Raw genomic sequence first — 12,581 nt, forward strand, 5'->3', positions numbered from 1 at the left:
ACCATGGACCGACGCGTCCAGCACACGCGCGAGCGACTCCGAGCGGAGGCCGAGCGGCGCATCCTGGCGTGGCGGGAGCGCGACCAGGCTGGCCGCTCGGTGCACGCGCCAGCGGGGCGGGTCGAGGCCGTGGACGAGCTCGGGGCCGGCACTTCGCGCTACCTCTACGATGAGCGCGGCGAGCTGGTGGCCCTCGTCGAGCCCGACGGGCAGCGGACGTCCTATCGCCATGACGACCTGCGCCGGCTGGTCCGGGTCGAGCACCCCGACGGCGGCGCGACGTCGTACACCTACGACGCGCGGGACCGGCTGGTGTGCGTCGAGGAGCGCGGCGTCCCCCGGCGCTTCGAGTACGACGAGGCGGGGCGCCTCCGGGCCGTGCTCCGGGGCAACGCCGAGCCGCTCTCCTTCCAGTATGACGCGGCGGGGCGCGCCGTCGAGGCGTCCACCGCGCATGTCTCCACGCGGCACGTCCATGACGAGGCAGGGCGGCTTGCCTCCCTCCGCCAGGAGATCGACGGCGTGGTGCTGGAGGTGACGCTCGCGTACGACGCCTCGGGCCGCGTCTCGGAGCTGGGCCTGCCCGGCGCGCACGCGGTCCGTTACGCCTGGGACGAGCGCGGCCGACTTGCGTCCCTGGCGCTCGGCGAGCGGGTGGTTGCGCGCTTCGAGTACGAGCCCGCAAGGCTGAGGACTCGCGTCCTGCTGGCCAACGGCGTGGTCGAGGAGACGCAGGTGGATCCGGTGGACGGCCGGCCGCTGACGCGCGCCGTGCGCGGCGAGGCGGGCCTGCTCTTCCACCGTGACTACGCGTATGGCCCGGCCGGCGAGCTCCTCGATGAGGGTGTCCGGCGCTACGCCTACGACGGGCGGGGCCGGCTCTCGGCCGCGGAGGAGCGTGAGGGTGGGGCCTGGCGCTTCGGATACGACGCGCTCGACAACCTGAGCTGGATGCAGGAGCCGGGCGGTGAGCGCCGTTTCGCCCACGCGGGCGGACGGCTGGTGGGCCTGGAGGGCCCGGGCGTCCGCGCGGAGGTGGTCTCGGACGCCTTCGGCCGGGTTGTGGGCCTGGCCGGAGCGGAGGGGTGGACGTACCGCTACGACGCCGCCGGCCAGCTCGTGCAGGTGCTGCGGCACGGCGCCCCGGTGGCGCGCTTCCTCTATGACCACGCCGGCCGCCCGGTGCTGGCCCGGTTCGCCGACCGGACCGAGCGCTATCTCTATGGGCCGGACGATGCGCTCGTCGCGGTCACCGATGCGACCGGCCGCTGGCTGCGGCTTCCGCTCTGCTCGCCCCACGGCGTGGTCGCGGAGCTGCGCGCGGACGGCGGACTCGTCTTCCAGCACCACGACGTCCGCGGCACCTGCCACCTGGTCACCGACGAGGCCGGACGGGTGGTGACCCGCTTCGGGTACACACCGTTCGGCGCGCCCACGGCCGAGGGGGGAGGGGAGGGCCGGCCGGTGTTCAGCAGCCGCGCCTGGGTCCCGGAGGTCGGGCTCTATTGGTTCGGCGCGCGGTGGTACCACCCGCACCTGGGCCGCTTCCTCACGCCCGACACGTACTCGGCCGGGCCGGACGACGAGCGGCTCGTCCACCCGGGCGCGCCCGCCAGCCGCCAGGCCGCGGCGCGCTCCGCGCTGCTGGCCGACTGGCTGCGCCGCCCCCGCCTGCGCAACCGCTACGCCTTCTGCGGGAACGACCCCGTCGGCCGCGTGGATCCCGACGGCCACTGGTCCTTCGGTGGCGTGCTTCTCTCCGTGCTCGGCGTCCTGTGGACCCTGCCCAACACGGCGATCGGGTTGATCATCGAGATTTCGAACCTCGTGGGCGAGGTGATTCGCTGGCTCGTCTACGCCATCACCGCGGGGCGTGCGACGTGGGATGGGGCCGGCTTTGGTGCGGCGGCGTCCACCCGGCTCGACGCGTTCGCGCTGGTGTTCAAGTGCGGAGGGTTTGGCGAGCTGCTGGATGCGCTCGGCATCCATGCCATCACGTTCGGCAATGTCTTCTTCGTCTCGCCCAGCGGTGAGCGGCAGACCGACCCCTCCCTCACGGAGCTCGTGCGCCCCAGGGCCTACGGCGGCCGGGTCGAGCTGCCTTTGAAGGACGCGCTCTACGAGCACGAGCTGCGGCACACCAATCAGTACGGCTGGTTCGGGCCGTTCTTCCTGGGCTTCTACCTGGTGGACGCCGTCTTCCTGCACGACTACTGGCACTCGTGGACGGAGACGGATGCACGCGACCACTCCCTGGGCGAGCCCGACCCCGCGGGCGGCTACAGCTCCACCGGCGTGGGGCTCGTCCTCCAAACGACGGCGCCCAACGCGCAGCCGTTCAAGAATGCCTGGGTCTACCGGCACGAGGCGGGGCGCTTCACCCCGCTCCGGACCGACGCCCGGGGCACCCTCCTCGCGCTCTCCAGCGGCAAGGATGCAGAGCTCCCGGAATCCTATGAGCAGCCGTACAAGGCGCGCGAGCAGGCCACCCTCGAGCTCTTCGCGAGCTCCTGCGCGAAGCGGCTCCCGGATGCGGTACTGACAACCCTCCTCCCGATGTTCCGGAATCAGGTGGTGCCATACGAGGCGTCGCCCGGCGCGTCCGCGATCCTCGTGCAGGAGGAGGCCCTGCTCTCCCTGACGAAGCCGGCGCAGCTGTCCCTCTGGCCGCTGCTCTGGGAGCCGCTGCCGGAGGGCTACGCCACCGACCACCTGAGCCAGGGGGCGCGTCTCTGGAGGCAGGTGGGGACGAGGTTCATTCCGCAGGTCAACGAGGACGGCACGCCGCAGCCCCCCGATGCGTCCGTTCGTCCCCGGGAGCGGGCCCTGGTGGTGGAGGGGCTCGTGGACGCCCGCGCGCGCACGGCCACCGTCCAGCTGCTCGACGCACGGGGGCGCATCATCTCGCTCAAGCCCTCGCGTGACTCCGCCACCGGCGTCCCGCTTGTCCCGGCCACACTGGACATGCCCGCCGGAAAGACGCGGCCCTTCAAGGCGGTGCTCTACCTGGTGGACCCTGCCCAGGCGCTCGGCCCCGTGTTCGTCGCGGTGCACGCGGGTCCCGTGCCACGCATTGCCGACCTGTTCTTCTGCCAGCTCGTGGGCGTGCAGATTGCGCTCGTGGATGACTACACCGCCGCGGACGACAGCGGCCAGTCGCCCGGGAGGATTCTCGACGAGAGCGATGAAATCATCGTCGTCGACTTCCTGGACTCGCCGGGCACATCCGACGGCGCACAGCGGGCGCGGGCCCGGGCGCGACGGATGGTGCCGTACGACCATCACTTCCGCCAGCGGGTGCTCGAGCTCCCGGACGGACGACGGCCCGTGGTCCCGCTGCCCGAGATGCCGCTCTGGATGATGGAGCTCCAGATGGTGGGCCTGGGCAAGGCCGACCTTCAGCAGTTGCTGAGGCTCCGCAAGGCGCTGCTTCCCGGCAACCCCACCACGCTGGAGTTCGAGATCGTCTGGGAGTTCCAGCTCGAATGGGGCGGCCCCGATCGCAGCGTCCCGGGGGACAAGCACTTCCGGGAGGACCACCGGCTACCGGTGGGGCTCCAGCGCGCCACCGTCACGCTGCTCAAGAACGGCACCGTGGAGGACACGAAGCTGGCGGAGCCGGTGGCGTACCCGGTGGCCGGCCGGCGCCCTCCCAGGCTGGTGGTGCAGGGCCGCACGCGCCGCTGGGGGCGCCGCCCGACGGGGCCCGAGCGCGACACGGTGGTGATTGAATTCCAGCCCACCGTCGCCGAGGACGCAGAGCGGATGCGGGGCGGCAACGGACATCTCGCGGCGAGGTCCCTCTCCATCGCCGGAGTCCCTATCGAGCCGGGCCTGGTGCTCGTCTCCGGCAGCCCCGCGCCCCCACCGGCCGGCACGCCCGTCCAGGTGCTGCCAACGTTCCGGGTCCGAGGGGCCAACCCACCCGACCTGCGCCGCCTGACGGACGCGCTCATGGCCAACTTCGTCCACGAGCACCGGGACAAGAACTGGGTCCAGTTCCTCCCCCTCGAAGTCTGGCAGGTGACGCTGTGGCTCATCGCCGGCCACGAGTCCGACCGGCACCAGTTCGACTCCAATGCGTCGCGGGTCGTGAAGTTCAAGTCGGCCTCCTACGGTCTCGAGAAGAACATGCCGCTGTTCGGTCCTCCTCACGGCTACGGCTACGGCCAGCTCGACTCGCCTCCGGACAGCGTCAAGCAGGAGGCCAACTGGAGCGTCCTGGAGAACCTGCGGGAGTCCATCGAAATCCTGATGAGCGGCGCTCGAGCCGCATACGCCGAAAGGATCAGTGCGCACGTGAGGGAGCTGCCCCTCCAGCGGGTCCGTGCGGTGTACCGGCGCGAGCTCGTCCGCGCGTACAACGGCGGGACGGAGTTCAGCTGGAACGGGTCGGACTGGGAGATACGCCCGAGCCTGCACCAGTGGCAGGACGAAGCAGACCACACGAAGGGGCCGTACCAGAACCTGCTGTATCCGAACCGGGTGCTCGGGACCGGCGTGGTCTACTTCACGGGCCAGGCCGAGAACACCCGCTTCCCCTGGCCCATCACCTTCACCGAAGCCCACTACGGACCGGGGTTCTGACCGCCATGCTCCGTCCAACCTTCGCGCTCGGCATCGGGAGCCTGCGCTCCACCACGGATAGACCGGCCGGAGGCCCGCGCGCGCTCGTGGTGGACCGGGACATGGACGTGGCCGCGGACGTGCTGCGCGTGGAGCTCGAGGCGCTCTCCGGAATCGCGCTGGAGGACGAGGTGGCGCTCGAGCTGGGCTACGGCGGGAACACCGAGCGCGTCTTCACGGGCCTGGTCGCGGAGCTCCGCGCGGGATTGGCGGGCGTGACGGTGACGGCGCTGGGCACGCTGCGCGCGCTGCTCGAGCTGCGCGCGGCCGCCACCTACGAGAACCGGCCCGCTGGCGGCATCGTCACGGATCTGCTGGACCAGGCCGGGCTTGAGGCGGGCACGGTGTCCACCGGGCCGACGCTTCCCCGGTTCGCGGTGGACCGGCGCCGCAGCGCCTTCGCCCACGTGAAGGGGCTGGCGGACCGGCTGGGCTACGAGCTGTACGCGGACCGCACCGGGCGCGTCATGTTCCACGCGCTCGGCGCGGACGCGGCGCTCGACGCGGGAGGCGGAGCGCTGGGAGGGCTCGGAGGGGCGCTGGCGACGGCCGCTGGGGGAGGCGGCGAGGACTACGCCCAGGGCAAGCACCTGCTCGACGCGACGGCGGCGCGCCGGACGCGGGGGCCCGGGAGCATCGAGGTGGGCGGCGAGAGCCCCATGTCGAGCCAGGGCGATACCACCGCGTACTGGCTCACCACCGGCGACGAGGACTTCCGGGGCAAGGCGGGCGACGGAGGGCCCCGCGTGCTGGTGACGGATGCGGCCGCGCGCACCCGGGACCTGGCGGACCGCTTCGCCGCCGGGCGGCTGGCCCGGGCGCAGCGCGACGCGCGGCAGCTGCGCGTCACCCTGGCGGGCCGGCCAGGACTGGAGCTGGGGGACACCGTCTCGGTGAGCAACTCCCGCGGCACGCCGCTGGCTGGCAGCGGCTACGTGCGCGCCCTGAGGCACGTGTTCTCGGGAGCGGCCGGCTTCGTCACCCTGCTACGCATCCGGGAGGTCGAGTCATGAGCCGGATTCTCAACGCCATCCGCCGCGTGGTGACGGAGGAGCTGGCCCAGCGGCGCGACTGCGCGCTGGGCGTGGTGACCGCCACCTGGCCGCACGAGGCGAAGGACGACGCCAACAACTACGAGGTGGACGTCCGGCTGAAGCACGAGGACCTGGAGCTGGGCCGGGTTCCCATGGCGGTGGGGCACATGGGCATGGCGGCGCCACCCAAAGCGGGCGAGCTGGTGCTGGTGCAGTTCGTGGACGGCGACCTGAACCAGGCGCTGGTGACCGGGCGCTTCTACCACGCGGACGAGCGGCCACCGCTCCACAAGGACGGGGAGTTCCTCTTCGAGCAGCGCGTCGGGAGCGACGGGACGCTGAACCACCTGCGCTTCAAGGACGACGGCACCTTCCTCCTGCAGCGCGACGTCACCAGGCCGGAAGACAACACCGAGTACAGGACGAGCCTCATCATCGACGGCCCCAGTGGCGACGTGACGCTCGAGGCACCGAAGAAGAAGGCGCGCATCCACATCGAGAACGAGAGCGGGAACATCGAGCTCAAGGCGGGGGACTCAATCGTCATCACGCTGAAGAACGATGGCGCCATCCAGATCGAGGCGAAGGACAAGCCGGTGGACGTCACGTGCGAGAAGCTGACCATCACCGGAGACGTGGAGGTGAAGGGCGACCTCACGGTGGGGAACGGCAGCAAGAGCACGAAAATCAGTGGGAACGTCATCACGGGGGCATGAATGGCGGATCTGCTCTTGAAGGGCCCGTTGAACCTGAATGGGAGCCTGGAGTTGAAGACCTCGGCTGGCGGGAAGGTGAAGGCCAATGACATGGAGGTGCTGGTGGAGGGCCAGAGCCAATCGGTGCCGCCGAGTGGACACGGCATGGCTCCCGCACCGGTGCCCATCCCTCCGCCGCCGCTCCCGCCCTCGGACCTCAAGATGGAGGTGTGGATCCTCAAGTCCTTCAACATGACGGTGACCGCGAACGGCAAGGCGGTGGTGGTGCAGGGCCTGTGTGCGCAGGGCACCACGGGCTGGCCAGGGATGGTCCAGGCCGGCTCCTCGACCGTGAAGGTCAACGGCATGCCGCTGAACGTGGTGAATGACACGGGGACCATCCTCCCCTCGGGTGCCTCCGTCACCTTCACCGCGAGCGGGCAATGACTTGAGGTGACCCTCGATGACGGCCATCCCACTCCAGATTTTGAGCCCCCTGCACGGCAGCGTCCTTCTGGGCGCCACCCAGGTGGAACTCAGGGGCGCCGCCCAGGTGCCCGCCGCGCTCGACGGCGTGCTGCTCTACTACCGCTGGTACTCGAGCCTCTTTGCCGCCCAGCGGAATCGCTACTCGCTCAACGAGCCCGCGCTCACCAACCTGAAAGCTCCCTACCCGGCGGCGCTCGGGCCGGGCTCGCATGCCATTACCCTGGCGGTGTCCGACCGGCCCGGCGAGGCGGACGTGGACTGGGACTCCATCCAGCACGGCGGCGTGGCGGGGGGAGCGGCAGGGGCCGCGCCCTGCGTCGTGCACGTGCTGACGGCCATCCTCGTCCACCCTCCCGAGGGCGCCACGGTGAGCTGGGCGGACGAAGTGGACGGGGTGAAGTTCGCCGCCCGGGCGCCCCTGCTGTGGGACAAGCCGGACTACGCGAGCATCAACCGGCTGCGCTACCGCTTCGTGGTGACGCCCCAGGCGGGCGAGCCGGCGGAGCTCGCTCTCGCGTTCCAGTTTTACGAGGGCGGGCCCGCGCTCTGTTACACGGGGCCGCGCCCCGTGGCCCTGGTCCCAGGCCCCTCCACGCTGACGCTGCGCGTGGAGGACAAGGGAGCCCCCGGCGTGGGCCACGAGGTCTCCCGTTCCGTCACCCTGACCGATTGAGGAACCCGAACCATGGAACGCGCCAGGCTCTTCGGTGACGACCTCCTCCTGGGAAATGACTCCGGCGGATTGGACCTGCGCCTGGACGCGGGGGGCCTGGCCCTGGCCCGCGGCAACGACAACATCGTGCAGGCGCTGACGCTCCGGCTGCGGGTGCACCGGGGCGAGTTGGCGCTGCTGGGCTGGCCCGACTACGGCTCACGGCTCCACGAGCTCATCGGCGAGCCCAACATCCCGCGCACCCACGCGAAGCTGATGGCGTTTGCGCGCGCCGCCGTCGAGCAGGATCCCCGCGTGGCGGAGGTGCTGGACGTGCGCGCCGAGCCCGGCGAGCGCGGGGTCGTGCGGCTCTCCCTGGAGCTGCGTCTCATCGACCGCCCTGTCCCGGCCAACCTCGTCTACCACCTGGACCTGGAGGCTCCATGATGGACCCGGGGCACCCGTTCTCGGCGAAGTACGAGGACCTCATCCAGTCCCTGGAGGACGGCATCCGCCTGGGGGCGGAGCAGCCGGCCACCCAGGTCTTCACCTTCCAGAAGGACGTGGATACCTACGAGCTGACGAGCCCGGCGGCCACAGTCTTGAGCGTCACCGGGTGGCTGGACAAGCGTGTCTTCGTCTTCCAGCCGGGCGAGGACTACGCCTTCATCGACAACAACGTCGTCTTCCGGCAGGGCGAGGAGGTGAATCGGCCGGATGATGGCTCGCAGCTGAACGTCACGTACACCTGGCGCCTGCACCCCGCAGGCCTCACCGACTTCAACCCCGGCAGCGTGGTGGGGACGCTCGTCCGCGTGGTGGCCCGCGAACTGAAGCGTCTCTACGAGCAGATGGACCAGGCCTACCGCCGCGCCTTCATCGACGGTGCCACCGGTCCGGCGCTCGACAATGTCGTGGCGTTGCTCGGCGTCACGCGCAACGCGGCCCTCCCGGCGACGGGCCGCGTGACGTTCTTCCGCAAGAGCGCCGCGCGGCAGGCCGTCACCATCCCCCATGGGACCCGCGTGGCCGACGTTGGCGGTCGCCTGTATGCGACCACCGAGGCCGGCACGATGGGCCCGGACCCGGTGGACGAGCTCCTCACGCCCACCGGCAACGTGCTCCAGGCTTCCCGCCGCATCGCCGAGGTGATGGGCCTCTGGCCTGGGGCCGTGGATCCCCAGACCACCGGCAGCCTCGCGTGGCGGGAGACCGCGCGCGGGAAGCCCTTCGGAGACGACGAGCGGACGGTGACGCTCGAGGCAGCGCCTCCCGCCGGGAGGCTGCGGCTGCGCTACGTCGCCCGGAGCGTCCAGCTCCCCGTTCAGGCGGTCGAGCTGGGGCCCCAGGGCAACGCCGAGGCTGGCAGGGTGAACCTCATGCCCACGCCCCCGCGAGGTGTGGACGGTGTCGTCAACGAGGCGCCCCTGACTGGCGGCCAGGAGGCCGAGTCCGACGACTCGCTCCGCCTCCGCGCCAGGCACAGGCTCGATCGCGCCGGCAACGCCACCCTGGACGCCCTCAAGTTCGCAGTGCTGGGGATTGACGGCGTGGAGGGCGTCACGGTCCTCGACTCCACCGTGGACGACACGGTACCGCCCGGCGAGGTGCGCGTTCGCTACTCTGTCGCGAGCGCGGACCCCGCCCGGCGCGAGGAGCTCAAGGCCAGCGTCTACGAAGCGGTGAACAGCACGCGCGCCGCCGGCATCTTCGCCCGGCTGGAGGAGATCGAGGCGGCGCTGCTGGCCGGGACGTTCTATGTGGTGCCGGACGAGACGCGCGCCAAGGACGCGGCTGGCGACTTCCGTGACGCGGTGGTCGACGCAGTGAAGGGAACGGGCATCGGCGCGCCGCTCTCGGTGCGCCGGCTCAACGCGCTCGCCTACCGGGTGCCCGGGCTCGCCGACGTGGCCGAGGCGCAGTTGACGTACACCGCGGGTGGGGCGACCCGCACCGTGACGGACCCGCTGCTCATCCTTCCCACCCAGCAGCTCCGGCCCGACGTGGGCCACCTCGCGGTGGAGGTGCTGGACCGCCTGACCATCAAGGAGGTGCATCCCTCCGACGCCACGGTCAAGTTCGTCCTGCAGCTCCTGGCGGCGGGCCCGGACGCTGGCGAAGCGCCGCTCCAGCGGTTCGCGCTCGATGTCATCGTGACGGTGAAGGCCCGGCTCAAGCGCAACCCGGAGCTGCCGCCCGAGCGGGTGGGCACCCTGGTTCCTTCCCCGCTCGTTTTCTCCCCCACGGCCACCCTGACCCTCGTTCCCGGCGACCTCCAGGACTTCCGCCCGGAGGACCACGAACCGACGGGCCTCCAGGTGACGGTCACCGCAGCGGCGCATGGCGGCCTCGGAAGCGCGACCCGGGCCTTCGACCTGCCTCCCGTCTGGAGCTAGCCACGCATGGCCCAGCAGACCGACAGGATGACGCAGCTCTTCCCGGAGGCCTATGCGGCCCGCGATCCGGGCTCGCTCCTCTACCGCCTGCTGGACGCCATCGGCGCGGAGCTGTGGTCCGCGGACGACGCGCTCAAGACGCTGCTCAAGTCGCATTGGGTCCACTACGCGAGCGGCGCCGCGCTGGACGGCCTGGGCGCGAGCTTCGGCGTATCCCGCCGGACCCTGCGTGGCGGTGCGCCCGAGAGCGACGACGCATTCCGCGTGCGCCTCCGGTCTGTCGTCCCGCTCTTCACCGGCGGCGGCACGGTCCGCGCGGTGAAGGGAGCGGTCCGCTCGGCGCTCGGGCTCCCGTTCGACCTGGCCGACCTGAAGCTCGACCCAACCTCGCCGCTCTTGCAGGAGCTCGAGGCGCTCGTCCAGCTCGACGAGTTCTCCCCCAAACCCGAGGAGGTCTCCGACGATCGGGTGGCACCGGTGACGGTGGCGCCGGGTGTGGAGGCCCACGAGCTGGTGCTCGTGGTGGACGTGCCCGGAGTCTACGAGGAGTGGCCGCGCATCGTATGGACGTTCACCTCCGGGGCGGCGCGCTTCGTCTCGGTGGAGCGCAGGGGGGCGCCGGGCCTGGGCGTGGCCTCGGGGGACCTGCTGCTACCGGCCGGCAGCGTGCTCATCCTCGCGGCACGGGACGGAGACGGGGCACTGAGCGCGTCGGTGGGTACGGACGACGTGACCGGCTCCTTCACCGACCTGGATGACCACTCGCCGCCGCGACTGCCGGTCATCCCCCAGGGGCGGAGCGAGTGGGTGTTCCGCGCCCGCAGCGGCTTCGACCAGGCGCTCTTCGATACCGACACGTTCGACCTGCCCGCCTTCCGGGTGGAGCTCCAGTGGCAGCGCAGGCAGCCGCTCACCTTCGACATCCACGTCCCGTTCTTCCTGAGCCAGACGGTGGAGGCGCTCGCAGAGCGGTACGGCTACACGGGCAACCCGCTCGTTTACGAGGGCATCCCGCTGGAGCGCCTGCAGGAGGTGGTGAATGAGACGCAGGCCGCGGGCGTGCGGGGCAGCGTTCACTTCTCGCTGATGTTCTTCGACGACCATTCCCAGCACGAGCGGCTCGTCCGCTCCGCCGAGCACCGGCAGACGGAGGACTCCCGCCTTTCGGAGTCGCAGTCGCCCGTGGTGGGGAGCCTCAGCACGGCGGTGGACCGCCAGGAGCTGCAGGAGGCGTTCGGTATCGGCGGCCTCTTCGACCTGTCGACGTTCGATGGAAGCCATGTGTTCACGGAACAGTGAGTGACCAAGGAGCCGGGCATGAGAGAGCAGATCGACATGCGCGGGCAGCTCACGCTGCGCGCGACGGACCGGGAGGGACGGCTCCTCGAGGAGCGCGTGTACGAGAACCGCATCGTCAAGACCGGCCGGGAACTGGTGGCGCAGATGTTTGGAGGCCCGCCCACCGGCCCCGCGCCCGCCAGGGTGAGTCACATGGCGGTGGGGACGGCAGCCGCGGCGCCGACGGACGACGATAAGGCGCTGGGGACGCAGCGGGGGGACCGCAAGCCTCTCAGCGACGTCACCTTCAAGGAGTTCGTCGACATCACCTCGGCGGGCAACCCGGTCAAACGGGTGGCCGTGACGCTCACCGCGATCTTCGACTTCAACGAGGCGAACGGGGCCGAGCCCCTCCGCGAGGCCGGCGTCTTCAACGCCGCCGCCGGAGGCGTCATGTACAACCGCGTCGTCTTCGAGCCAGTAACGAAGACCAACACGTTCAAGCTCACGTTGCTGTGGGACATCATCTTCTAGCGGGCGGAGGCCCAGATGCCATTCACTCCAGATCTGCCGTTTCCGAAGGCCCAGGGGAGCACCATCCGCTCGAAGGACTGGAACGACCTCGTCACCGAGGTGAAGCGGCTCGACGAGGCCAAGGTCAATCGTGCGGGGGCCGACACGCTGACGGGCCCACTGTCCGTCACGGGCGGCGAGTGGGACCTGACGAACAGCGAAGGCGACTTCAAGATTGGCAATGACGCCACACGGCTGAAGGTCGGCGTGACCTTGAGCGGCGGCAACGCCGGCGACGTGCGGCTCCGAGCGCAGGGCGGTACCAACAGGCTCCTGCTGGGGGGAGGGACGAACGACGTCCTCGCCATCACCCCCGACAGCGTGGGAATCGGAACCCCCGTGCCAACAGAGCGACTTGAGGTCGCGGGAAACCTCAAACTCACAGGCTCAATCAGGTTGGAATTCTCGTCCGCACGGAGCTTCAGGATCACGCACGACTCGACCGGCGAGAGCGTTCAATTTGTCCTTGATAACGGTAAAGGCTCTGTCATGGACCGCACTGGCACCCTCGGCCAGCTCTCAGACGCTTCACTCAAGGAGAACGTGGCCGGGCTCTCCGGCGTGCTGGAGCGGATCGTGCAGCTCCGGCCGGTGAGCTTCGATTGGAAGGGACTCGGTCTCAAGGGCCTGGGCTTCGTCGCGCAGGAGGTCGAGCCTGTCTTTCCGGAGCTCGTCTCTGCGCACACCGGGCCGGATGGAGAGCCACTCAAAGGTTTGTCCTACGCGACCTTCGGGGTCCTCGCCATCGGCGCCCTCCAGGAAATGAAGCGCCACTACGACGCACGGTTCGAGGTGCTCGAAACGCAGCTCCGCGCCCTCGCCTCGCGCTCATGAGTCG

10 protein-coding genes are annotated in these 12,581 nt (G+C 70.6%); all 10 read left to right on the forward strand.

The genetic code is table 11. The annotated features are described in order from the left end of the window. Positions 1-3: 3 nt before the first annotated feature. The 10 genes from ACVTJA_RS18230 to ACVTJA_RS18275 are packed head-to-tail and all read left to right on the forward strand — an operon-like array spanning position 4 to position 12,577. The gene (locus tag ACVTJA_RS18230) at positions 4-4,587 is read left to right on the forward strand and encodes an RHS repeat domain-containing protein (RefSeq protein WP_465837747.1); all 4,584 of its coding nucleotides are present in this window, start codon (positions 4-6) and stop codon (positions 4,585-4,587) included. Positions 4,588-4,592: 5 nt separating this feature from the next. Next, complete coding sequence (locus tag ACVTJA_RS18235; RefSeq protein ID WP_465837748.1) at positions 4,593-5,639, forward strand: hypothetical protein; 1,047 nt, start codon at positions 4,593-4,595, stop codon at positions 5,637-5,639. Further along, complete coding sequence (locus tag ACVTJA_RS18240) at positions 5,636-6,376, forward strand: phage baseplate assembly protein V (RefSeq protein WP_465837750.1); 741 nt, start codon at positions 5,636-5,638, stop codon at positions 6,374-6,376. The genes ACVTJA_RS18235 and ACVTJA_RS18240 overlap by 4 nt, the downstream gene beginning before the upstream one ends. After that, positions 6,377-6,802 (forward strand): hypothetical protein, encoded by a 426-nt coding sequence (locus tag ACVTJA_RS18245; protein WP_465837752.1) that lies wholly within the window; start codon positions 6,377-6,379, stop codon positions 6,800-6,802. 16 nt (positions 6,803-6,818) lie between these two features. Next, positions 6,819-7,517 carry a hypothetical protein gene (locus ACVTJA_RS18250; RefSeq protein WP_465837753.1) on the forward strand — a complete coding sequence of 233 codons (699 nt, stop codon included), beginning with the start codon at positions 6,819-6,821 and terminating at the stop codon, positions 7,515-7,517. Between the two features lie 12 nt (positions 7,518-7,529). Further along, entirely contained in the window at positions 7,530-7,943 is a 414-nt protein-coding gene (locus tag ACVTJA_RS18255) for a GPW/gp25 family protein (RefSeq protein WP_465837755.1), read from the forward strand. After that, positions 7,940-9,892, forward strand: a complete 1,953-nt coding sequence (locus tag ACVTJA_RS18260; RefSeq protein ID WP_465837757.1) for a baseplate J/gp47 family protein — start codon at positions 7,940-7,942, stop codon at positions 9,890-9,892. The genes ACVTJA_RS18255 and ACVTJA_RS18260 overlap by 4 nt, the downstream gene beginning before the upstream one ends. Positions 9,893-9,898: 6 nt before the next feature. Continuing rightward, positions 9,899-11,191 (forward strand): hypothetical protein, encoded by a 1,293-nt coding sequence (locus ACVTJA_RS18265; protein ID WP_465837759.1) that lies wholly within the window; start codon positions 9,899-9,901, stop codon positions 11,189-11,191. Between the two features lie 18 nt (positions 11,192-11,209). Then, a complete protein-coding gene (locus tag ACVTJA_RS18270; protein WP_465837761.1) occupies positions 11,210-11,704 on the forward strand; it encodes a hypothetical protein in 495 nt (164 codons plus the stop codon). Between the two features lie 15 nt (positions 11,705-11,719). Beyond that, positions 11,720-12,577: a tail fiber domain-containing protein gene (locus ACVTJA_RS18275; RefSeq protein ID WP_465837763.1), complete on the forward strand. Its 858-nt coding sequence runs from the start codon at positions 11,720-11,722 to the stop codon at positions 12,575-12,577. Positions 12,578-12,581: the final 4 nt, after the last annotated feature.

The sequence above is a fragment of the Pyxidicoccus sp. M6 genome (assembly GCF_055568925.1).